The following is a 23,053-nucleotide window of genomic DNA, read 5'->3' as shown; positions in this document are numbered from 1 at the left end:
TGAAAGAAGGGAACGGACACGAGTCTCTTAATCGCTAAAATTGAACCATTTGCTGATGTCTATTTTGTTATGTTCATTTATAGATCTCCATTCGTTTGATTCTGGTTGATAGGTATAATCTTTTTGCCAGGTCACGATGTTTTCTACGATTGCCCGTATGGAAGAGGCGATATAGGAGACTTCCTGATTCGTCATCATGGGATGGAGCGACAGACGCACCCAGCCCGGTTTTCGAGATAAGTCTCCTGCATCGATCAGGTCTGTCATTTGTTTAGACGTTTGGGGGTCGATGCCCAGCAAATAATGTCCGTAGGGGCCTGCACAAGAGCAGCCGCCCCGGACCTGAATACCAAACCGATCATTCAATAGTTTTACGATCAGGTTATAGTGAATAGGACCGACAACGAAAGAAACGATTCCCATTCGTTCTTGGCTGCTTCCTCCTAAAATGTGTAGTCCTGGTATGGTACTCAAGCTTTTTAGTAATAATGATGTCAGTTCCTTTTTTCGCTCCAACATGCGGTTGTATCCCATTTGTTCTTTCAGCCGAATGCAGAGCGCCGTTCGAACGGCCTGTAGAAAGGCAGGGGTTCCTCCATCCTCACGGGCTTCAGTATTATCCTTATACTCGTATCCACCCCAAGGATTGGTCCAGCTAACTGTACCCCCTCCGGGCTGATCCGGAGCACAACTAAGGCATAGTCTCGAATCCATAATTAAAACGCCGCTTGTACCGGGACCCCCAAGAAATTTGTGGGGTGAAAATACAATCCCGTCCAGTTTCTCGAGAGGATCTGTGGGGTGCATGTTAATCTCGGCATAAGGTGCGCTTGCTGAAAAATCAATGAAACAAACGCCGCCATGTTCGTGCATTTTGCGAGATAGCTGGTAAATCGGTACTTCGAACCCTGTAACATTAGAGCAGGCGGTAAAGGCGCCGATTTTGATAGGGCGATGCCGGAATTGAAGCAGCAGTCGTTCGAGATGAGTTGGATCGACAATCCCGCCGGGACCCGGAGGAAGACATACAACGTCTCCAACGGTTTCTGCCCAGGAAATATGATTGGAATGATGCTCCATATGTGTAACGAAAATAACGGGGCGCTCTTTTTTGGCGATGGGGTAGAGGGGCTTTAATTTTTCATGTATTTTCAATCCTAACAGTCGCTGAAGCTTGTTCACTGCACCTGTCATACCTGACCCGGCGAACAGGATGATATCACGTTCATTGGCATGAACGTGGCTCTTAATGATTTGTTTCGCTTCTTCATAGGCTTGGGTCATCAGAGTTCCTGTCAAATTAGACTCCGTATGCGTATTCGCCACAAAAGGGCCTAATTCATGAGCTATTTTCGACTCGATGGGTCCATACAGACGGCCACTGGCTGCCCAATCCGCATAAATCAGCTTTTTTTGCCCATATGGAGATTCAAAGGTCTGGTGATATCCGATTGTACTTTCGCGATACCTTTGGAAATAAGCCTCGTTAGAAGGCTGATACCTACAATTACTGCTTCCAATTCGAGCCATGAGCATACGGCGCCTCCCAAGTCGTTCTGTCTTCTTAGGGTACGTAAGTAGGTCCGAATGGGTTAAAAAAAATAGGCGAGTGTCATCATTTAGTCACAATAAAAGCCTCATCCAACAGCCGGATAAGGCGCAAGTCTATCCTATATAAACAACTGCATATCGGATTCGAGCGCATCTTTTAGATACGTTTTGGCCTCGATAATTTCCAGTTCAGGTATAAATTCTTCCGGTTTAAAACCCATAATATCCACCGATAGCTTACAGGCATAAAATTTGACGTTTTTCTTCCGGGCACCTTTTAGGAAGTGGATCAGCTTTGGGGCTTCATTGTCTTCCAACATTTCCGTTAGCATCAGTTTGCCCAGACCACTAAAATTCATATGGGACAGCGGTAAGGATTCAGGCCCTTTGGGCGTCATCAAGTCCATGAGTTTCTCGTAAATCGTCTTATCCTCAAGCGTCATCTTCTCGGGATCACGAACCAGTGATAATCCCCAGAACGCAAAAAACATCGTCACATCCACATCCAATTCCCGCGCTGTATTTGCCAGAATCAGTCCAGCCATTGCCTTATCATAATCGCCGCTGAACATAAGCAGATTCATCCTTTTATCCACAATTCCCGCCTCCATTACCAACAGATATATTCAGTATGGATTTGGGAATGAAAACTATGCATGGTTCACTGTGTTGTCTGAAGCCGCAAATTTTTCTCACGGCACAGTCGACAACTCAGCAAAAGATATCCTGTCTACAATATCAAAACCGTTTCCCTGTCCTCTTGGCTTCACAACTACAGTACCCAAGTTCGGAATCTCGCCCAAACCAATGCCTTGAGGGAAACTGTGAGCAATGATAACTTTGTTGGTCCCAGAAGGTGGAACTTTCTCTAACACAGAAGTCAGTTCGGCTAATGTACTTTCCTTCTCTGCTGCGGTTACATTACCACTTAGATTGTAAATTCTAACCCAGAAGGGATCTACATGAACATTTTCTGCTCCAAAAGCTAATTCTGCCGTTTCCCTTGTTCGACAAAAGGGACTTGCTATAACTGGAGTTTGAATGGGGATTTGTAAGCTCTTTATCCTTTCCCCAAAAAGTGAGGCTTGTCTTTTACCTTCCTCGGAAAGATTCCTTTGGAGTGAGCAATCACCTAAGACGAGATTAGGTTGATCTTCTCCTAGCGTTGCTTCACCATGCCTAACGAACAGAATGTATCCACCCTGACGAAGAGAACTTAGTAACTCTGGTTTAACTGGTCTAGCTTCCGCTGTATTTATAGCTGCTCCCACGATTTGTATCGGAGTCATAAGAAGTAAAGAAAGCATGCATGCATAAACTAACCTTTTCATCTTCGCATCTCTCCCCCTAAGAATACAATTTTGAGATATAGTATATGTATTGAGGGAAGAAAAAAAACGGGGAATAGTATAAGTTACTGTTTCCATAGGCTAGGCGGTTGTAACCCTCTAACATTGAGTTTTTTACTATTTAACAATATGCTGCCAATCCTTTTCTGCGCTTTTTCTGCAGTTCCCTACCCAAAACATGACGCTACTTATGCAACGGTTCGCCGTTACCAATGTCATATCTAGAAACCGTCCCATTCTGTATAATCTCAAGGGGAATTCAAGACACAAGCCTGAGATCGGGAGGATCATGAGAAAGTGAGTATAGAGAACAAATATAAAGCACTTGAACTGGAAAAGCCGGGTATCTACGAGCTGGAGGGACTGGAAGTCGGGGTCACCTCTAATTGCAACTTCAAGTGTGATTACTGCTGCGCGTATCAGCGGGACGATGGGCAATGCATTAGCAGCAAAGAGGTCATTGATATTATTGATGACATTCCAACGTTAAAACGTGTGCGACTGTCCGGGGGAGAAGTGACCTTGAAGTATGAGGATTGTCTGGACATTGTGGCTCACTGTTCGAGCAAAGGAATCGCTACCCAGCTCAATACCAACGCCAGCTTGCTCAGCCCTGAACGAATTGAGAAACTGCGTGATGCAGGACTTTCCAACATTCATATCTCCTTCAACTTCACGGATGCCGATAAATATGCAGCCTATTATCATGTTCATCCTCGCATGTATGAGAAAATTGTTCAAAATATCCGGTTATGTACCGAGGCCAAGCTGGAAACGGTGCTGGAGACGCTACTGTTTGAGGAGACGCAGAACAACATGCCAGCTATTAGCGAAATGGTATATGATCTCGGTGTGCGCATCCATGAAATCCAAAACAGCATTGTGATGGATCATACCAACTGGAACGCTATTTCTACCAAGGAAGCGCTCGTCCGTTCCGTCCATGACCTGATTGCACATAAAAAAGATGATACTGTATTGTATTTCACCTGTATGGACCGTTTCGCAGAAGCACTGGGTTTCAAGGAACAGCCGGGTGTGTATTTTTCCAATTGTGTTGATGGTAAAAAACAGCTCCATCTGCACGGGAACGGGGACATCCTGATCTGTGAGCTATGCCATCCTGTGGTCATCGGCAATATCTATAACGGAACATCCTTAAAGGATATTTACAAAAACAAACCGAAGCAGCTTCAGGAGTTTCTCGACAAACTGCCTTGTCCTGCATATGATGCGCTTTTTCCTGTAGGAAGCAAGTAGACATGATTTGAGATTGTGAGACTAAAGCATCTACCACCCTAACCGTCAGGGTGGTAGATATCCTTCATGTAACTCCATGAATCCTTTATCAATGATTTTAATGAAAGGGTTTACATGTTAAAATATAAAAATATAATCCTCTTATGAAAGAAGGAGTAGATATGAAATATAGAAATGTAGGCAACAGTGGTCTTAAAATTAGTGAAATCGGCTTGGGGAGCTGGTTGACGTACGGTACAGCCGCCGAGCAGGAAGCAGCTCATACCTGTATTGCCAAAGCCTTTGAACTCGGGATTAATTTCTTTGATACCGCGAACGCGTATAACCGGGGAGAAGGCGAAAAGGCTATGGGAGCTGCTTTGAAGTCCTATCGAAGAGATAGCTATGTATTATCTACCAAGGTGTACTTTCCTATGGATTCCGGTCCCAATGACAGGGGACTGTCACGCAAGCACATTATGGAGCAATGTGAAGCGAGTCTGAAGCGTCTGGGTACGGATTATATCGACATGTACTTTTGTCATCGTTATGATCCAGACACTCCTTTAGAAGAGACGCTGCGAGCGCTCGATGACCTTCAGGCTCAGGGTAAGATTCTGTACGCTGCTGTCAGCGAATGGAGTGCTGCCCAGCTCATGGATGCTTATGGGATTGGAAAAAGGCTGAATCTGCGCCCGCTGATTGCCAATCAGCCGATCTATAATATGTTCGAACGTTACATCGAGCATGAGGTACTTCCGGTATCCGGGCAGGTAGGCATCGGCCAAATTGTATTTTCGCCTCTGGCCCAAGGGGTCCTCACGGGGAAATACAAGCCTGGACAACCTTTACCGACGGGTAGCCGCGGGGCTGATGCCTCTGTCAATAATGTCATTAGTAGTTACATGAACGATACCGTTCTGAACTGTGTCCAGGAGCTGGATAAGCTGGCGAAGAATTTGGGTGTTACCCTGTCACAGCTCGCGCTTGCTTGGATTCTGAGAGAACCGGGTATCAGCGCTGCACTTATTGGGGCTACTAAACCGGCACAAATTGAGGAAAATGTAAAAGCAGTCGAAGTGACGCTGCAACCGGAGACATGCGCGGAAATTGAGCGGATTCTTAAGCAAGCAGAGGGTTTTGAACCTTTGCGTTAAGCATTCACACGAGCCTCTGTAGAGGCGAACCATTAACTAGCTCCAAGTATGGCATAAATACCTGAACCCACACTAAATACAATCCCGCTCACTAAAACAAGGATTTGCTTCTTATTGAGATCCAGCGGATCAAAAAAGATGGGTAACAGCCATTTTAGGGTGATGACAGCCCACAAGCCCTCCAGTAACCCTAGCATCAACACCTTTTGTCCCCAGTGAAACTTCATTTGCGGTGTTAGCGGACCTGCTAGCATCAAATCACCTGAGGCACGGATATTCCAGAAAACGATGACCATGAATACAACAAGAGTTAACAATGTGGACATAATATAGGCGATATCTTTTTTAGCCTTTTTCGTAAGTTTCGGCGATTTTTTAAACTCAGGCAAGCCAATCAGGAAAAAAACGATTCCCATAAAAATAGCCACGCCTATAAAGGAACCGAGTATGATATTGGCTACGATGCCGATGCCATTGATGATTAATAATAAAATAAGCTCTCCCCCTTTGGGGTTACGATGATAGTTATTTTATTGTACATGTAGGAACGAAAATGCTCAAATATTTGGAAAAGCCCCAGCACTTTCGCCTGGGGCTTTTTTGCTTTTTGCCGATTATAATGCTGATTTAATGACCTTTTTATAATACAGGATGGATAGTATCCCGAAAATGGAATATAAGGCGGTGTACAGCACCATAACGATGATCATAGGCATCCAAATTTCGGTTCCAAACAAGAACCAGCCGGATTGAACGGCGAAATAGCTGTGTGATAGGCCAATCACTAATGGAATGCCGAAGTTAAAGAGCTGTTTTATTTTAATGCCTCTAAGCAGGTCGCTCTGGGTGAACCCTAACTTTCTTAACACCGTATAATTGGCTTTTTCATCTTCGCTCTCATCCATTTGCTTAAAGTAAAGGATACAGCCTGATGTAATGAGAAAGGTGAGTCCCAAAAAGCCAACTACAAACATGATCACTCCCATGTTCCGCTTCTGATTGCTGCTCATTTCAAGGCGGGATGTTTGTTGATCATTAAAATTCGCAGCTGCAAAGAGACGATTGGCTTCTTCAATCTGTTCTGCATTTATCATATCAATTCCAATATATAAGGATGATTTCTTTTGAATCTCAGGATTTACATCTTTCTTTAACCGCTCAAAGATGGTTTCGTCTACAATGACAGTGGGTACTCCCCCGGCTGCAAAATAGTAGGGAATGACATAATCCTTTTTTAGACCCACATATTGTTGAGGTATGACTTCTGTTTTCCCCTTCAGATCCAAGGGGCCAAAGTCTTTCAAGGACATGAATTTCTGTAACATATCATTATAGCCCGTTAAAACCGTTTGGCCTGGAGTTACATCCGTACCCTCCACAGATTGGTCGCTTACGACAGGCAGTGTCATGGAATCCGTACCATCATTTAATTGTTCCATAGGAGTCTCCATAATTTGCGCTGTCTTCACACTGACTTGAATCACTTCAATTTTCTTTTCACGATACTTTATATCATGCTCATGAAGTAACGCTTTGAATTTCTCCGCATCCGGTACATTCGTCATGGCAAAATGGGAAGGTACATTGTCCTCAGCTGCTTGATCCGCAGAATAATAGGCGATATAGCTTAAGGAAAGTAAACCGATGGCAAGTGCTGATACTGTCGTAATAATGGTCAACAACAAAGCATTGGACTTCATGCGGAACATAATGGATGAGAGAGATAGCACCTCATTAATGTTCAAATAGCCGCCTTTACTCTTTCTGATGATATTGGAAATAAAGCGGATAGATCCTTTATAAAAAAGGAGTGTTCCGATGATGACAGTGCCCAAAATAAACACCATAGCCATAAACAATTCATTTATGGATGTAAAGTCTCCACCAAATAATTTGGAGGAAACATAGTAACCTAAAGCGATGAGAGAGATGCCAATGATCCCGATGATCATCTCAAAGATCGATATTTTCTTGATTTTCCCTTCGGTGGTTGAGGTCACTCTGAACAAGGACAAAATACTTTGTCTTTTGATAAAAGAATAATTCATGAGCATGATCAGCAGGTAGATGACAACAAAAACGATGAGTGTTTGAGTCAGTGCTTGGTTAGAGAAATATAGAGTGGCAATGGCTTCGACGCCCGTCGTCTTAAATAAAATCATAATCACTAATTTGGAAAAGGAGAATCCAACCCCAATCCCAATGAAGAGGGAACTAAAGTATAAAATTAGGTTTTCAGCACTCAGGATGCGAAAAATTTTACTTTTAGTCATTCCGATCAATTGAAATAGGCCAATTTCTTTGCTTCGTCTTTTTATAAAAATATTATTGGCATACATAAGAAAAATGCAGACAATAGCGACCAGTAAAATGGAAGCTGCCCGTATGGAAGCTGCACCTTTAACAGACCCCTTCACTTCGTCCATGGAGGGATCGTACTGTAGTGTGACAAAAGCGAAATAGAGTGCAACACTGAAAATGAGGGCAAAAACATAAAGGTAATAATTTTTCAGGTTTTTTTTCAAATTTTTTAGAATGAGCAGATTAATGTTCATATTGGACCCCGCCTAAGACCCCTTGGGTTTTCATGATATCCTGGAAGAGGCTTTGTCTTTCCTGCTCGCCTTTGTGAAGCTGCGTATACATTTGCCCATCCTTAATAAAAATAACCCGACTGCAATGGCTGGCAGCGACAGGATCATGCGTGACCATAATAATGGTTGCTTTGCGTTTTTGGTTCAACTGGCCCAGCTTGTTTAATAAATCGGAAGCCGACTTGGAATCCAGTGCACCCGTAGGTTCATCGGCAAAAATAATACTGGGCTCATGAATAAACGCTCTGGCCGCTGATGTACGCTGTTTCTGTCCACCCGAAATTTCATTGGGATACTTATCTTTCAACTCATAAATCCCCAATTCTGTAGCCACTTCCTGAAATCTTCGGTTGGCTTCTTTCTTAGGCGTTTTGGTGATGGATAACGGTAAGAGGATGTTCTCCTTCACCGTTAGCGTATCCAGCAGATTATACTCCTGAAAAATAAAGCCTAAATGCTCTTTTCGAAATTCAGCCAGTTGCTTTTCTTTCATTTTCGTCATTTCGATATCATTGATTCTAATGGAACCTTGGCTCACTTTATCAATAGAGGAAAGAACATTCAGCAATGTGGTTTTACCTGAACCGGAGGCTCCCATAATACTGACAAATTCCCCTTCTTCAATAAGGATATCTATTCCCTTCAAAACCTCCTGCATATTGAACTTATTACCGTAGCTTTTACGGATTTTATGAGCTTCTAAAATGTTCACTTCGATGCACTCCTTATTGTTCTTGTAGCCTTATTATAAAAATAGAGCCGATGTTTTTCCTTTGATTGGGCGAACAATACATAAAAGCATGTGACATCTCTGTCACATGCTTACCACACTCACGAAATCATTTCGTTTGGGAAAAATTAAAGTGAAGGTTGTACCTACGTTCGGTTTGGAGTGCACATCTATATGTATGAGCAAGGTTTGTGCTGCCTTTTTCGTTAAATATAACCCCATACCCGTTGAAGTGTGATCAGAATGTTGGGTTGTGGAGGTAAAACCTTTCTCGAAGATACGCGGTATATCCTTCGGATCAATACCGCGTCCAAAGTCTTGAACCTCAAGCTGTATTCGATCCCTTTGTTCATAGCTGTGAATGATAATATCACTGGCATCGCTATATTTGATGGCATTGGTTAAGAGCTGTCTGATGATAAAAGCCAGCCATTTGGCATCACTCAGCACTTCCATGTGCTCAAGTTGGATGTCAAAACCGATCCCCTTTTGGATGCACCATGACTGTAATGCTTTGATCTCTTTAAAAACCAGAGATTTTAAATCCACTTGCTCGACATACAGATCATTTTCAATAAAAGATATTCGTTTGTGATGGAGCTGCTGATCCAGCAGTAAGTGAATTCGTAGCCATTCATAGGTTAACTGAGCTTTTAGGGACTTGTCGTCCAACCGCTCAATCATCAAATGCATGGTGGTCAAAGGTGTTTTTACCTCATGAATCCAGGATAATAGTTCATCTTTTTCATGTTCAAGTGTCAATTGATTTTGCGAGATGATCTGTTGTAACCGTTCGTTCTGGCCCGTGATTTTTTGTTCAATGATTTGCTCAAACGGACTCTCCGGTTCGCCTATACCCGTTAGTTCAAGAGAACTCTCCCATTTTTCTAGTGTGGTATAGAACTTGGTTTCCTTGGGATAACGAATGATTAAAAAAACCAAGAAAATCATCATAGATAAGAAGACGATATAAAGAATCGGCATTAACGGAATTGCTGCATCCACATAAGCAATGAACAGGATCAGGAATTGCTGACACACAAACAGTAGAATCCAGCTCCGCCTCTCTATAAGGTATTTTTTAATCATAGGCAGGTGCCTCTTCTGTAGCCATGTAGCCTTGCCCGACTTTCGTTTCAATGAAACGGCCCAAATCCAGCTCGTCCAATTTTTTGCGCAGGCGGTTCAAGTTGACGGTCAGGGTATTGTCGCTGACAAAACGTTCATCATCCCAGAGGCTTTTAATTAATTCCTCACGTGCAACAATTTTATTTTTTTGTTCGATCAGCAGCTTCAAAATAAAAATCTCGTTCTTGGTTAATTCGATGGAGCCAGTCTCATTGGCTACTACATTTTTTTCATAGTCGACCGTTGCGCCACACCATGTTTTAAGGGAGACAGGTTCTGTATTGTAATTATATACGCGGCGGAGTGTCGCCTGTAATTTGGCAATGAGTACATCAAAATGAAACGGTTTTTGGATAAAATCATCCGCTCCAAGCTGCATCGACATCACCATATCCGTAGGATGATCCCGTGAAGATAAGAAGAGGATGGGGACGTTAGAGTGGGATCGAATCATTCGACACCAATGAAACCCATCAAATTTCGGCAATTGAATATCTATCACGACCAGATCAGGCTTTATCGTTGTGAATTCCTGAATGACTTTATTAAAGTCCTGGATGCCATACACATCATAGTTCCATTGAGTTAACCGATCCTTCATTTCATGGAACAAAGTTTCATCATCTTCAATTAATAAGATTTTGAACAACGAATTCACCACTTTATATTTTTTTCAGGATTTTGCAAATTCCTCTTTTATAAAGTGTATAGCAAAAATTGTGTATATGCTACATGTGTGAATTCCACTTGATATTGCGATAATCTGCTGTTAATAGTTGAGGTTTGTAGTGGGATTTAGATTGACTATCTCATATATATATTAAAGGATGGATGCAATGATGGGGATTCACACGTATTTTCGGTCGCTAAATGAGCTGGAAAGAATCATCCGTTGTCCGGGTAAGTTTAAATTCGAGGAACACAGCGTATCGGCACATTCTTGGAAAGTCGTACAATACGCCAAAACGCTGGCTGATATTGAAGAGAGAAATGGTGTCCGTATTGACTGGAAAAAGCTATACGAGATTACGAGCAGTCACGATTACGGGGAGATTTTTATTGGAGACATCAAAACGCCAGTTAAGCACTCCTCTAAGGAACTACGATTATTAATCCAACAGGTCGAAGAGGGTATGATTGAGTATTTTATTGAAGAGAATATTCCCGAGGATTTTAAGGCTATTTTTCGCAAACAGCTAAGGGAAGGTAAAGATGATTCTGTAGAAGGTTTAATCCTTGAAGTTGCGGACAAGATGGATCAGGTATACGAAGCATTTGCAGAACTTCAGCGGGGAAATACGGAAAAAGAATTTATAGTCATGTACCGTAATGCACTTGTAAAAATCAAGAATATTCAATTACACTGCGTTGAGTATTTTTTGGAAAATATCCTGCCCGATATGGTCAAGGAAGAAACGCCTTCATCCATTGATATCAAGAAGATTACGGAAGAGGCTTTAGCTCTGTAAGTGAATCTCCCTACCGTCCAGAAGCTACCGACCGCTTCTGTTCATACATAATAATTCTCGTTTCAAAACGAGACAATGCTTGACTTCAAGTTAACTTTAAGTAGTAACATACGGAATGTGACGTGGTGCTTAGGAAATACGATGACTATTCTGACAATTTAGGAGTGATAGAAATTGAAAAAGAAACAACTGGGTAACAGTGACCTTCAAGTATCTGCACTGGGTCTGGGCTGCATGGGAATGTCCGAATATTACGGTGAGTTGAATGAGCAGGAGTCGATCAAAACACTTCATCGTGCGCTGGAGCTAGGGATAAACTTTTGGGATACTGCCGATGTCTATGGTGTGGGGGAAAATGAAAAACTGATTAGCCAAGTCCTGCGGAGCCGCCGCGACGAAGTCGTATTAGCCACTAAATTTTCCATTATGCGTGGGGAAGATGGCGCATTTATGGGTGTAAGTGGCCGTCCCGAATACGTAAAAGAGGCATGTGATCGCAGCCTGCAAAGACTGGGTGTAGATGTGATTGATCTGTACTACCAGCATCGTGTTGATCCGAATGTGCCTATCGAGGAAACAGTTGGTGCGATGAGTGACTTGGTTCAAGCGGGAAAAGTCCGCTATTTGGGGCTGTCCGAAGCTTCTCCTGGGCTCATTCGACGTGCTCACAAGGTACATCCGATTACAGCGCTGCAAACGGAATACTCCTTATGGAGCCGAGAAGCAGAAGATGAAGTTATACCGGCGTGTAAGGAACTAGGCATCGAGTTTGTGGCCTACAGTCCACTTGGACGCGGCTTTTTGAGCGGACAAATTCAGAAGTTTGATGATTTTGCAGAAGATGATTTCCGTCGCTCTGTGCCACGTTTTCAACCTGAGAATTTCCAGAAAAATCTGGATCTCGTGCAGCATGTTAAGGACCTTGCCGCCCAAAAAGGGGTCAAACCTTCTCAACTGGCGTTGGCATGGCTGCTTGCGCAAGAGGGAATTGTACCGATTCCAGGAACCAAGCGGGTTACGTATTTAGAGGAAAATGCAGGATCCGTCGATGTTGTTTTATCCGCACAGGAAATGGAAGCTATTAACGCAATTATTCCAAAAGGAATGGCAGCGGGTCTTCGTTATCCTGCAGAACGGATGCCGAATTGGCAAGCCGAATAATTAAGATAACATGTTAATCCCAAAAGCCGCCCTTAACGCGTATCGACGTGAAAGGCGGCTTTGTGGGTTTACATATACTGCTAAGGATGTGCTTTTAAAATTCCCAAGGGACGTCCTACGGTCAGGAATGTACGACCGAAGTGAGCGTCCTATCTTTATAAAACAGGGGCTTGCAATGCAGTATTGATATTTTGTAGATCCATCGTAAGCTGCTCTTTTACGTTCCATGGGTGATACCAGCCACGTTCGATCATGTATGTTGAAATCTGCTCATGCATATCAATAGCCTCATCCAGTTGCTTCGTAAGAATTGCCTTAATTTCTGGAGTTCCCGCTTCTGTTACGGCCATAGCGTAATTTCTCACACCGCTTTTGGCCGCGTTCAGAAAATCGGCTGCAATGACTTGGTCCGTTAAGGTATGCAGTCCGGTCAAATGCTCCAACAGTGTATTCATGGCTTAACCTCCTGTGAGATGGCTTGATCTAAGAGGGTACCGAGTTCTTGTAATTGGCGGGTCGATAAGTCAACATCCTGCTGTAATATAGCTTTGAGAGTTGGATCAGAGATTAATGCTTGCATGGTTTTAGACTTGGTAAGACACACTGTTTTGAACGCTGACAATTCATGGACTTCAAGTGTTTCGTGCAGGCCATACACCATATGACGTTTACCTCCAATGCTCCAATATATAGTTAAGGTTTAAGTACAACTTTGATGCAATTGTCCTGTCTGGTATCAAAAATTTCATATCCACGTTTGGCGTCGCTTAACGGAATGACGTGTGTAACAACGTCTCCTGGGTCCACCTTTCCCGTATCAATCAGCTCATACATATATGGCATATAGTGAATAACGGGAGCCTGTCCCGTACGTAAATTAACATTTCGCTGAAAAATGTCTCCCAAAGGAAAACCGTTATATCGTCCGCCGTAGACTCCGGTAACTTGAATGGTGCCACCTTTGCGCACAGCCTGTGTAGCTATGACTAGTCCTCCTAAAGCTCCGCCGTGAAGCTTGAGACCGGAAGCGAGAGATTCCAGCGGAGACATTTTACCGCTCATGCCGGAGCAGTCAATAACTACGTCTGCGCCTCCTTTGGTTATCTCTTTGAGGTAGTTGCCGACGTTTTCTTGCGATTCTACATTAACAATTTCCACATGATTTGTACGCTTCGCATGTTGCAGACGATAATCCAGGTAGTCTGCCGCAATGACTCGTTTTGCCCCTTTGAACCAGGCGAACTTCTGGGCTAGCAGACCTACCGGTCCACAGCCAATAACAATGACAGTATCCCCCTTCTTTACTCCGGCATTATCGACGCTCCAAAATGCAGTAGTCATGGCATCAGCAATCAGGCAAAGCTTCTCGTCAGGATGTTCACAACTCTCCGGAATTTTGAAGTGAGTGAAGTTGGCAAAAGGCACACGTAAATATTCAGCTTGTCCACCCGGATATCCACCAGTTGTTCCTGAATAGCCGAAAAAACCGCCCATTTCTCCATGCTCATTAGAATGATCACATTGACTTTCCAATTGGTTTTTACAATAAAAGCATTCACCGCACGCTATGTTGAACGGAATGATCACGCGGTCTCCCTTTTTTAAGTTGGTTACGCCGCTGCCAACTTCCTCTACAACCCCCATCGGCTCATGACCAATTACATAATCCTCCTGTAGATTCGGAATCATTCCATGAATGAGATGCAGATCTGAACCACAAATAGCGGTTGTCGTCAGTCTGACAATCGCATCGTCGGCTTTTTGAATACTTGGGTCCGGAACCTCTTTAACCACAACGTTTTTGATACCTTGGTAGGTCACTGCTTTCATGCCTGGTTTCCTCCCATATGTTCGTCCGGCGTGCGATCAAACATACCCTTGCGGGTGGTATCGTCTGGGAACAGTTTCATTTTACTGATGTCCACCGTCTTGTTGGCTGATAGTTGATCCAATTGATACTGCTTTTGCAGATCATAGGGATGAAACCATTTTTTTCGTACCATAAGATCAGTAATTTCCTGATGAAGAGCGATGCCTTGATGCAGTTGATTGCGCAACAGAGTTCTGGCATCTGGAGAGACGGTTTCCGTCAAGGCTACGGCTGTATTTCGAACTCCTTCCTTGACGCGAATCAGAAAATCCATCGCTAAGGTCGTGTCTGCCATTTCTGGCATGTTTAATGAGTTTTTTGGATCCACATAATCCATTTTAGCGGACTGGGTCTGATCTAATGTCACATCATTCACCTCAATTTAAGATTGGTGTTGGTCGGAATTCTGGAACAGGTGCCTGAAACGGTGCTTTAACATACAATGCTTGCAAATCGGCAATAGCTTGTATAGATTGCTGAACATCTTTTTCCATTAGATCCTTTAGCTCTTGATCGAATACCAAGCCCTGCATTAATTTGGACTTGGCTAAGCATAACGTTTTAAAATTAAGCGCTTCGTGGATTTCTAAGGACTCATGCGCCGCTAATGTAGACTGTTGGTTTATCATCGGATCACCTTTCTTTTATGTTTCTCAAAGGTATGTTATCCAGCCTAACTAGGTTTATTCGAAAGGATCGTGCTATTCGGCTTCAACCTTGCCAAGTGCTTTTTTGGCCGGTCCTTCAATGACTTCGCCTTGATATGAAAAGCGAGAGCCATGACAAGGGCAATCCCATGTTCTTTCCGCTTCATTCCACTCGACTTCGCAACCCATATGGGTGCATGTCGTGTCCACTAGGTGCAATGCTCCTTGTGGGTCTCGGTATGCGCCTGCTCTTTTGCCGTTTACCCGGATGACCGACCCTTCGTCGTGTTCCAGTTCTTCGGCTTTTTTGTAGCTGATGTCTAACTTTCCAGCAATCAAATGTTTAGCCACATTTGCATTTTGAGTTACAAATGTTTTAATGTCGGGGTCCATATGAAACCTTGAAGGGGAGAAAAGATCCTGGTAGGGGCTTTCCTCTCTGGTAATCAGATTCGTATTTAATAAGGCTGCCGCTACACTTGTGGTCATCCCCCATTTTCTATAACCCGTAGCAACGAGGATGTTAGAGGTGTTGGATAGTTCCTGCCCAATATAAGGGAGCTTGTCTAGCGTATACAAGTCTTGGGCCGACCAGCGATAAACGATCTCCTTTAATCCAAATGTTTGCTCCGCGAACTTTTGTAAAGCTTCATAGTACTGGAAAGTACAGATTCCTTGTCCCGTTTTGTGACCTTCCCCACCGACGATAACCATTGGTTCTCCGTTTACCATTACGGAGCGAAGTGAACGTTTTGGGGTTTCTGCACTTAGATACATACCACCTGGATAGATTTTATCGGTTTTGACCGCGAGTACATAAGACCGCTCGGCATGCAATCGCGCAAAATAAAGACCGTTGGGATCATTGAATGGAAAATGTGAGGAGGATACGACATGGTTGCAGGTAATTTTCTTTCCGTCGCTGGTTGTAATGATGGCAGGGTTTCCTTTTTCCACATCTACAACGGTGGTTTGCTCATAAATTTCCCCGCCCTGACGGATGACTTGGTTTGCCAAATATCTTAAGAAAGGTACAGGATTAAACTGGGCCTGGTTTTTCATCTTAATAGCTGCTTTAGTTGAAAACGGCAGAGGCGTTTGTTCGACATAACTTCCCGGGATGCCAAGTTGCTCGTAAGCTTTATATTCGTCGGCAATTTTTTTCACATACGTATCTTCACATGTATAAACGTAGGCATCTTCTTCTGTAAATTGACAATCAATATTAAACTCTTCTACCGTTTGTTTGATAAATTGAAGAGCGTTGTGGTTGGCTTCGTAATAGAGCCGGGTTTTTTCCTTGCCAAAATGGGAAATAAACTCGCTGTAGATCAAATCATGCTGTGCGGTAATTTTGGCGGTAGTATGACCGGTTGTCCCATGAAGTATCCGCCCTGCGTCGACGACGGCGACGTTTAATCCTTTTTTAGAAAGTAAATAAGCAGTGGTAATACCGGTAATCCCCGCACCTACAATGGCAACATCCACCTGAATATCCTCACTAAGTTTGGGGAAGTTAGGGATGTCAGTGGAAGCTAACCAATACGATTCGGGAAATTGCGGAAATGCGATACGAGATTTGCTTTGTGTCATTTTTACAAAAACCCCTTTGAATACAATTTATGTATATTGTTATCATTGTGGGGTTTTATATTCACTAAACGACTCTCTTTAGTATTTTTTTGATACAGGGGGGAGTGATGGAAAGGAAACAAAGCCGTCCTTAACGCGGATCGGCGCGAAAGGAGGCTTTGTGGGTTTAAATATGCAGCTAAGGACGTGGTTTAAAAATGCCGAAAGGACGTCCTACGGGCAGAAATGTTCGGCCAAAATGTGCATTCAGAACGGCAGCTCCTGTACCGTACAGCGAGAGTAGACCAATGCCCATTTCAGCATAAGCGGCGATGGTATGGAACACCTCTGGGGCGATGCCGAATGCATCGAAGCTAAGGCCGAGGAATAGAAAATCAATCAACACAAAAATAAAAAATAGGACCTTGTGCGTCTCCATGGCTCCAATGGTCATGAAGAGCGTGAAGATGAGATAGCCGGCAAAGGCAAAGCCGAGCTGTTTGCCATCTACAGCAGATGCCAGCTCTGAGCCGAATACGCCCATTTTAATCATCCAGCTACTAGCTACGGCTAACCAGAAGAAGGCGTAAGCACCAAATGCCGTCATGCCAAAGGTATTGTTATGCTTTGCATCCTGAATGCAGGCAAACAGCTGTGCAAAGGCACCAAGGAAAATAGCCCAAGGGATAATAAAGCTCAAGCCTTCAGTGAGACCAAGCTTTTGGGATGAAGCTACAAGTGTTACAATAGCCAAGCCAAACAGGCCGATCGCACTCGGATCGGCCGTTATGATTTTTACGTTAGCATGAGATTCATTTTGCATGAAAAAATAGAAGCCTCCAATAATGTTCAAATACGCGTCAATCTGCCGATGCCAGAATCACACTGACATATTGTAACGGAAACCGGCGTGCTCGCATAGTAGGGAATTCATAGATTTCTATCTATTACGGTGCCTGTATTAACGTTATTACGACCATCCTCGATACTGACTGAGGTAAAAGAAATACTTTCAGCTTGCTTTAATCTTGTTTTAAGCTTGACCAGGTACACTCAAGGCAATTTTCCTAGGAAGGATGTATAACAAATGAAGACGAAAAGGGCCGTTTGGATTCCAGCTATGATTGCAGTTACGGTAGCAGTTCTACTCGTCATCTACTATTACTACATGTCATCGCTCTCCGGCGGTGGACCTGGCCCACGGCTATCAGAAGGTGGGTCTACAGGGCCTGTGGGCGTACATCCTCGTGGAGAAGGGCGTGGGGGCAACGGGGAAATATTCAAGACTTTGGGTACGATTTCCGTATTTCTTGGTGCGGCCGCTTTCTCTTGGTTCTGGTTTAAGAAGAAGCTAAGATCGCCATCAATGTTGGTTAGAAGAGCCGGGCGGTTGTTACATTCCCTCCATAAACTTCTGGGTTGGGCGACCTTGATCCTGATTGCCGCTCATGGTATTTATTTTTTGATAACCAAGCTTCAAGATAACAAAACCTATACCGGGATTGCGGGATTTGTCATTCTGCTGGCGATCGCCGGGTATGGCTTCTTCATTAACAAAGTTCGTAACAAGTGGATGCGGACCGTACACCGTTTGCTCGGATTGCTTTGGGTTCCCGTGTTGCTGCTACATGCTGGCGGATCGGCGATTATGGCGGTCATCGCCAGCCTTGCAGTGGGGGTACTTGTCTGGGTACTGGAAAGAATCGTTGAGAAAACGACGAAGCCTGTTCCAGGGGACACTCCCTGATTATCCTTGAATGGTGTTACCGCAGGATTTGTGATAATATTTACACCTATATAGAATGAGGAAGTGACATAGTGATTAATATAACAATTCCAACTCCGGATATCACGATTACCAAACAGGTTAACCCTGAGCTCAGCCATATTTACGGGTTTACCGACTTTCACCTGATCCCTAGAGATAAGGCTGGCGTCTTTATGTTCTACAATGCGCAGGAGGAATTGCTGTTCGTTGGTAAAGCGAGAAAGTTAAGACCAAGAATCAAAAAGCATTTTGAAGATAACGTATCGCCGATCAAGGACAAGCGGAATGAAGTTGCGATTATCGAGATTTGTATTGTAGAAGATGCGGTAGAGCGAGAAATTTATGAAACCTACATTATCAATTCACAAAAGGCTAAATATAACGTTGAAAAAGTATTTTTTAAGTAATGGAGTAACTTCCGTATGAAAAAAAGAGCAATAAGTCGCAGTGACTGTACTGCCCTTATTGCTTTTTTGTATTTCTGCATTTTAGATCCTTCCAGAGAGGGGCCATGGTATGAACAAAACAGATCGTTTGCTAGCGATCTTGCTAGAGTTACAGCGTAAGGATATTTTACGAGCTGAGGATTTGGCAGCTATATTCGAAACGAGTGTGAGAACCATCTATCGGGATATTCAGGCTCTAAGCGAATCGGGCGTACCGATTGTAGGAGCACCGGGCATTGGATATTCCTTGATGGAGGGGTATTTCCTGCCCCCAGTGAGCTTTACCGCAGAAGAGGCTGTGGCGTTGCTAATCGGGACGGATTTTATCGAACAAAAATTTGATACAGACTACGGTATCAAGGCGCAAACCTCCCGCAGGAAAATTGAAGCCATTTTACCAGAGAGCGTCCGCAGGGAAGTTTCCCGGGTGCGTACAACCATGAGATTACTCGCTGTGGGTGAAGGGGCAAACCATAGAGAGAAAACCTACTTGGAAACGCTGCGTCTTGCTGTATTGGAAAAACGAATGGTACGGTTTGGTTACTCCAAAAGAATGCCAGAGGCTGACGGGAATCGTCAAAGTGTGCGTGTGGTCGCTCCCTATGGTCTGGTATTGCTTCGTGGTTCGTGGGTATTAATCGGGCAATGTGAATTGCGGCAGCAGCTTCGCCATTTCCGTCTGTCACGTATGGACGAGCTTATGGTACTGGAGGATAGGTTTCATTTGCCTGTCGATTTTCATTTGCAGGATTATAAGCAAACCGATGACCGTCATGTGACTGTTCGCATACTAGCACGCTCCGATATCGCAGATAAGGTGAAGGAAGCGAACAACTTTTATATGGAGGCTATAGAGGAGCGTGCAGATGGATTGCATATACTTTTCCGCGTCAGACAGCCGGAGGAATTACTGCAATGGATACTTGGCTGGGGCGCGGATATGGTTGTGCTGGAGCCTGAGTCGCTCCGGGAGCGGATACGTGCGGAAGTGGAAAAAATGTTGAAATGCTACTGACATAATGCTGTCAGTAGCATTTTTGTATAGTAAAGCTACTTTAATAGAGAGGGGCAGTTACTAATATATGAATACTACCGAAACATTGCAGCGTTTTGAAGAAACGGCACAACACTATCTTCTTGAATTGGACAGCTTTAGCTTGGAGCAATTGCAGTACACACCGCAGGAGGACCAATGGTCGCTTGGACAAATGTATCTTCATTTGGTGAACTCTGCTCTGTATATGCACCTGAAGAACATTGATGTTTGTCTACAGCCTAATGGGGAGACAGGGGTTAAAACGGAGGCGGGTACGGCCGTTTTTAATCTAGGAGGGTTTCCGCCCATACGTATCCAAGTTCCACCATCTCCGCAGTATACTCCCCCACAACCGACGAGCAAAGAAGAAATTGTGGAGGGTTTAAATGCTGTGATCCGTAAAATGAGAGAGATTGAGCCGATCGTTGGGAAATCAACAGGGCTTTCTACCGTCTCTCATCCCAGATTCGGCGCGTTGAATGCTGGAGAGTGGTTTTCGCTCATCGAGATGCATTATCGTCATCATCTTTTGCAGAAGGAGCGCTTGAAGCACGCAATAGCCGATTAATCGTCTCCCGGCGTAGCCCGATAAACTGGCCGATTTCCTCCTGCGTCAGCACGTCCGTTAACGTGGCGGGTGCGATGTAGGAGTGGAACCAGCGTTGAAGCTTCCGAAGCTTTTCGGCAGGTGACACCTCGGTGAGCTGGTCAATTCGTTGCTGCATCATGCGCAACTTATCCTGTAGCTGTAAAGCGATAGCCCGACATTGAGTCGGGTCTTGCTCCAGCGCCTGATACCATTCTTTTTGTGACAGAACCTCAACCTCAGAGGTTACCAGCGCGACTGCTGTACCATAATAAGGATTGGGGCTGATCAGGGAGTGGTGCGGGATGATTTCATCGGGCACAATCACATTAACTAAAATTTGCGAGCCGTCTTCATGGACTCGGACAATTTTTAACAAGCCGCTCTTGAGGTGATATAAAGGGCCAGATTCTCCTTGTCGAAATAAGGTCTCACCTTTGTGTAACATCATGAACGTAATAACCTCCATTCCATGTATTCCAGCTTTTTAGATGAACCCGCCATTGACGCGGATTGTCTGCCCGGTAACCCACTGTGATTTGGCGCTGACCAGAAACTCAATCACATCAGCGATATCTTCCGGTTCGCCGAGCCGACCCATAGCATTCATTTTTTTCATGCCTTCGATTTGCTGCTCGGTTTTTCCAGCTTGGAAAAGCTCGGTGTTCACAGGACCGGGAGCCACGGCGTTGATCGTAATTTGTTTGCTTCCGAATTCCTTGGCTAACTGACGGGTAAATTGCTCCACTGCGCCCTTGGTACCTGCGTATACGCTATAGGTCGGGAACATTTGTCCGATCACGGATGTAGACAGGTTCACGATTCTTCCGTAGTTCTCCATATATTTCATGGCTTGCTGACAGGCAAAGAAGGTGCCCTTTACATTCAGTGCGAATTGTTTGTCAAAGTCAGCTTCGGTTACCTCAGCCAGAGGTTGGGTGATCATCAGCCCAGCGTTGTTAACCAGAATATCCACTTTACCGAATTCAGCAATCGTATTTGTAAATAATGCTTCAATATCACTCATTTTGCCCAGATCAGCGTGAAGTGCTATGGCTTTGCCGCCTTTTTGAATAATCCTCTCCACGACTTTTTGAGCTTTGTCCGGACTGCTGGCATAATTGATGACTACATTAGCGCCCAGATCAGCCAGTTGTTCGGCAATGGCACGTCCAATTCCTCTAGAGGACCCGGTGATAATTGCTGTTTTTCCGTCCAAATGCTTCATATGTGTTTGGACCTTCCTTCCATATCTATTTTAAGTGATTCCTTTTTCTAAAAGCATCCACACATCCGAAAACTCCCGATTAATCACGGGATTCTTCCATTCGTAAGCATGAGCGGGATGATGAAAACGGGCTGTGGCATAGAAAAGGGTACGCGCCAGTTGGGCTGGCTGATCCGATGTGATGTCTCCGCGTATAATGATATCAGCGAGCTGATCCACAATGTGGGCGATATGCTGGTCGATTAAATCAGCCGCTTGCTCGGTGACCCTCGTATACATCTCAAACATTTCCTCGTCGTCGCGGGCATAATACTGCTTAAGTTCGACCAAGGTCTGTATATATCGTTTTAAATGTGGCGTTCCCAGTATAGATGAATTCTGACAGACCTCCGTTAACGGGCCGATAATCTTTTCATTCAGCCATTTTTCGGTCACACCTTCAAGAAGCTCGGCTTTACTTTTAAAGTGTCGGTAAATGGTACCATGACTTACTCCCAATACTTTGGCAACATCGGTCACGGAGGTTTTGGCTATACCAAAACGCCTAAGTGTGTCTTCTGTAGCGATAAGAATCTGTTCCTTGGTTAGCACATCTGAGGATTTTTCCATAGAGACACGGTCAAGTGCCGTGTGAGTCACCTCCTTAAAGTCAGAATAACATAAAGGGTATCAAATGACAAATATACGTTTTTGTCATTTGATACCCTTTTTTTAAAGAATCCAAAGAAGTGAACAGAAATACTACAATAACGATTCGATGACGGGATCAATGGCCCAGGGCTCCGTTGTTACTTCAAATCTCCCTTGCACATGGCCATCGCGATCGACCAAGAATTTAGAAAAATTCCACTTGATACCGTCGCCAGCGTATATATCCGGATACTTATCCCGCAGGAAATCCTCCATCCATTGACCGTCTTTGGTCTGGATATCGAAGCCTTGAAACGGTGCCTGTTGGGTCAGATATTGAAATAAAGGATGAAGAGATAAGCCTCTTACATCCGTCTTCTCAAATAGTGGGAAGGTTACTCCATGGTTAATTTGGCAAATTCCCTGAACCTCCGAATGGCTACCCGGCTCTTTTTTATTGAATTGGTTACAAGGAAATGCAAGGATTTCAAAACCTTGTTCCCTCCGTTTTTCGTAGAGCTTTTGCAGATCAGTGAATTGACTGGAGAAGCTACACATGCTGGCAGTGTTTACAATAAGGAGAATCTTACCTCTATAGTCTGAGAGTTCAATCGGTTCCCCATTAATTGAGGTTGCTTGAAAATCATAAATAGACATGTTAACGTTCCTCCTCACGTTATTTTTTAATACATCATATATCCAGAATTGTTATTGGTCTAATATATTATTGGAATCAACCTTATAGGTATTTGCAATAATCTTGTCATGTAAAGACACATTGTCCATCTCTCTCTTGAAACCAAAGAAGACTCGACTTGAGAAAGTGGGAGATTTGCCTCTTCATAGCAAACTGTGGCATTCGCCGTTACCAAGATAGAATATAGATGCATAT

Annotated in this window: 27 protein-coding genes; 8 read left to right on the top strand and 19 right to left on the bottom strand. The window is 43.9% G+C overall.

What is annotated here, in order from left to right:
• Positions 1-27 precede the first annotated feature (27 nt).
• The 3 genes from MLD56_RS25330 to MLD56_RS25320 form a co-directional block, all read right to left on the bottom strand.
• Positions 28-1,536 (bottom strand): aminotransferase class V-fold PLP-dependent enzyme, encoded by a 1,509-nt coding sequence (locus tag MLD56_RS25330; RefSeq protein ID WP_029518857.1) that lies wholly within the window; start codon positions 1,534-1,536, stop codon positions 28-30.
• A 134-nt stretch (positions 1,537-1,670) separates the two neighbouring features.
• Positions 1,671-2,147 (bottom strand): DsrE/DsrF/DrsH-like family protein, encoded by a 477-nt coding sequence (locus tag MLD56_RS25325; protein ID WP_029518856.1) that lies wholly within the window; start codon positions 2,145-2,147, stop codon positions 1,671-1,673.
• Between the two features lie 96 nt (positions 2,148-2,243).
• The gene (locus MLD56_RS25320; RefSeq protein WP_029518855.1) at positions 2,244-2,882 is read right to left on the bottom strand and encodes a histidine phosphatase family protein; all 639 of its coding nucleotides are present in this window, start codon (positions 2,880-2,882) and stop codon (positions 2,244-2,246) included.
• 315 nt (positions 2,883-3,197) lie between these two features.
• Between MLD56_RS25320 and MLD56_RS25315 the strand changes: the two genes are divergently transcribed.
• Together MLD56_RS25315 and MLD56_RS25310 are read left to right on the top strand one after the other, a co-directional pair.
• A complete protein-coding gene (locus MLD56_RS25315) occupies positions 3,198-4,160 on the top strand; it encodes a radical SAM protein (protein ID WP_029518854.1) in 963 nt (320 codons plus the stop codon).
• Positions 4,161-4,321: 161 nt separating this feature from the next.
• Positions 4,322-5,296, top strand: a complete 975-nt coding sequence (locus MLD56_RS25310) for an aldo/keto reductase family protein (protein WP_029518853.1) — start codon at positions 4,322-4,324, stop codon at positions 5,294-5,296.
• 32 nt (positions 5,297-5,328) lie between these two features.
• Here MLD56_RS25310 and MLD56_RS25305 read toward each other — a convergent pair whose 3' ends face one another.
• The 5 genes from MLD56_RS25305 to MLD56_RS25285 form a co-directional block, all read right to left on the bottom strand.
• A complete protein-coding gene (locus MLD56_RS25305) occupies positions 5,329-5,712 on the bottom strand; it encodes a hypothetical protein (RefSeq protein WP_193373364.1) in 384 nt (127 codons plus the stop codon).
• Positions 5,713-5,910: 198 nt separating this feature from the next.
• Positions 5,911-7,851 (bottom strand): ABC transporter permease, encoded by a 1,941-nt coding sequence (locus tag MLD56_RS25300; protein WP_029518851.1) that lies wholly within the window; start codon positions 7,849-7,851, stop codon positions 5,911-5,913.
• Positions 7,841-8,602, bottom strand: a complete 762-nt coding sequence (locus MLD56_RS25295) for an ABC transporter ATP-binding protein (protein WP_029518850.1) — start codon at positions 8,600-8,602, stop codon at positions 7,841-7,843. Before MLD56_RS25295 ends, MLD56_RS25300 begins: the two co-directional genes overlap by 11 nt.
• Before the next feature lie 102 nt (positions 8,603-8,704).
• Positions 8,705-9,709 carry a sensor histidine kinase gene (locus tag MLD56_RS25290; protein WP_029518849.1) on the bottom strand — a complete coding sequence of 335 codons (1,005 nt, stop codon included), beginning with the start codon at positions 9,707-9,709 and terminating at the stop codon, positions 8,705-8,707.
• Positions 9,702-10,397, bottom strand: a complete 696-nt coding sequence (locus MLD56_RS25285; RefSeq protein ID WP_029518848.1) for a response regulator transcription factor — start codon at positions 10,395-10,397, stop codon at positions 9,702-9,704. The genes MLD56_RS25290 and MLD56_RS25285 overlap by 8 nt, the downstream gene beginning before the upstream one ends.
• Positions 10,398-10,587: 190 nt before the next feature.
• Between MLD56_RS25285 and MLD56_RS25280 the strand changes: the two genes are divergently transcribed.
• Positions 10,588-11,217 carry a YfbR-like 5'-deoxynucleotidase gene (locus MLD56_RS25280; RefSeq protein WP_029518847.1) on the top strand — a complete coding sequence of 210 codons (630 nt, stop codon included), beginning with the start codon at positions 10,588-10,590 and terminating at the stop codon, positions 11,215-11,217.
• Between the two features lie 174 nt (positions 11,218-11,391).
• The gene (locus MLD56_RS25275; protein ID WP_029518846.1) at positions 11,392-12,378 is read left to right on the top strand and encodes an aldo/keto reductase; all 987 of its coding nucleotides are present in this window, start codon (positions 11,392-11,394) and stop codon (positions 12,376-12,378) included.
• Between the two features lie 155 nt (positions 12,379-12,533).
• Here the strand turns inward: MLD56_RS25275 and MLD56_RS25270 are convergent, their stop codons facing one another.
• From MLD56_RS25270 to MLD56_RS25240, 7 genes are all read right to left on the bottom strand, one after another.
• Positions 12,534-12,833, bottom strand: coding sequence for a spore coat protein (locus tag MLD56_RS25270; protein ID WP_029518845.1), 300 nt, complete (start codon positions 12,831-12,833; stop codon positions 12,534-12,536).
• Entirely contained in the window at positions 12,830-13,039 is a 210-nt protein-coding gene (locus tag MLD56_RS25265; RefSeq protein WP_029518844.1) for a hypothetical protein, read from the bottom strand. Before MLD56_RS25265 ends, MLD56_RS25270 begins: the two co-directional genes overlap by 4 nt.
• 32 nt (positions 13,040-13,071) lie before the next feature.
• Entirely contained in the window at positions 13,072-14,208 is a 1,137-nt protein-coding gene (locus tag MLD56_RS25260) for a zinc-dependent alcohol dehydrogenase (RefSeq protein ID WP_029518843.1), read from the bottom strand.
• Positions 14,205-14,585, bottom strand: a complete 381-nt coding sequence (locus tag MLD56_RS25255; protein ID WP_039272188.1) for a spore coat protein — start codon at positions 14,583-14,585, stop codon at positions 14,205-14,207. The genes MLD56_RS25260 and MLD56_RS25255 overlap by 4 nt, the downstream gene beginning before the upstream one ends.
• Before the next feature lie 40 nt (positions 14,586-14,625).
• Positions 14,626-14,877, bottom strand: coding sequence for a hypothetical protein (locus tag MLD56_RS25250; protein WP_039271973.1), 252 nt, complete (start codon positions 14,875-14,877; stop codon positions 14,626-14,628).
• A 72-nt stretch (positions 14,878-14,949) separates the two neighbouring features.
• Positions 14,950-16,488, bottom strand: a complete 1,539-nt coding sequence (locus MLD56_RS25245) for an FAD-dependent oxidoreductase (protein ID WP_029518840.1) — start codon at positions 16,486-16,488, stop codon at positions 14,950-14,952.
• Positions 16,489-16,666: 178 nt separating this feature from the next.
• The gene (locus MLD56_RS25240; RefSeq protein WP_029518839.1) at positions 16,667-17,290 is read right to left on the bottom strand and encodes an acetate uptake transporter; all 624 of its coding nucleotides are present in this window, start codon (positions 17,288-17,290) and stop codon (positions 16,667-16,669) included.
• Between the two features lie 264 nt (positions 17,291-17,554).
• Here MLD56_RS25240 and MLD56_RS25235 point away from each other — a divergent pair, with 264 nt between their 5' ends.
• From MLD56_RS25235 to MLD56_RS25220, 4 genes are all read left to right on the top strand, one after another.
• Positions 17,555-18,214 carry a hypothetical protein gene (locus tag MLD56_RS25235; protein ID WP_029518838.1) on the top strand — a complete coding sequence of 220 codons (660 nt, stop codon included), beginning with the start codon at positions 17,555-17,557 and terminating at the stop codon, positions 18,212-18,214.
• Positions 18,215-18,285: 71 nt separating this feature from the next.
• On the top strand, positions 18,286-18,642 hold the full coding sequence (locus MLD56_RS25230; protein WP_029518837.1) for a nucleotide excision repair endonuclease: 357 nt from the start codon (positions 18,286-18,288) through the stop codon (positions 18,640-18,642).
• A 109-nt stretch (positions 18,643-18,751) separates the two neighbouring features.
• A complete protein-coding gene (locus MLD56_RS25225) occupies positions 18,752-19,696 on the top strand; it encodes a helix-turn-helix transcriptional regulator (RefSeq protein WP_029518836.1) in 945 nt (314 codons plus the stop codon).
• 67 nt (positions 19,697-19,763) lie between these two features.
• On the top strand, positions 19,764-20,285 hold the full coding sequence (locus tag MLD56_RS25220) for a DinB family protein (protein WP_080658672.1): 522 nt from the start codon (positions 19,764-19,766) through the stop codon (positions 20,283-20,285).
• On the opposite strand, the gene MLD56_RS25215 is transcribed toward MLD56_RS25220, so the two are convergent.
• The 4 genes from MLD56_RS25215 to MLD56_RS25200 all read right to left on the bottom strand — a co-directional run bounded on the left by MLD56_RS25215 (position 20,218) and on the right by MLD56_RS25200 (position 22,818).
• A complete protein-coding gene (locus tag MLD56_RS25215; protein ID WP_029518835.1) occupies positions 20,218-20,754 on the bottom strand; it encodes a Crp/Fnr family transcriptional regulator in 537 nt (178 codons plus the stop codon). The genes MLD56_RS25220 and MLD56_RS25215 overlap by 68 nt on opposite strands.
• Before the next feature lie 36 nt (positions 20,755-20,790).
• On the bottom strand, positions 20,791-21,531 hold the full coding sequence (locus MLD56_RS25210) for an SDR family oxidoreductase (protein ID WP_029518834.1): 741 nt from the start codon (positions 21,529-21,531) through the stop codon (positions 20,791-20,793).
• 30 nt (positions 21,532-21,561) lie between these two features.
• Positions 21,562-22,140 carry a TetR/AcrR family transcriptional regulator gene (locus MLD56_RS25205; RefSeq protein ID WP_029518833.1) on the bottom strand — a complete coding sequence of 193 codons (579 nt, stop codon included), beginning with the start codon at positions 22,138-22,140 and terminating at the stop codon, positions 21,562-21,564.
• Between the two features lie 132 nt (positions 22,141-22,272).
• Positions 22,273-22,818 carry a glutathione peroxidase gene (locus tag MLD56_RS25200; RefSeq protein ID WP_029518832.1) on the bottom strand — a complete coding sequence of 182 codons (546 nt, stop codon included), beginning with the start codon at positions 22,816-22,818 and terminating at the stop codon, positions 22,273-22,275.
• Positions 22,819-23,053 lie beyond the last annotated feature (235 nt).

The sequence above is a fragment of the Paenibacillus peoriae genome, assembly GCF_022531965.1.
GTDB lineage: Bacteria > Bacillota > Bacilli > Paenibacillales > Paenibacillaceae > Paenibacillus > Paenibacillus polymyxa_D.
This window is presented reverse-complemented; position numbering and strand designations above follow the sequence as displayed.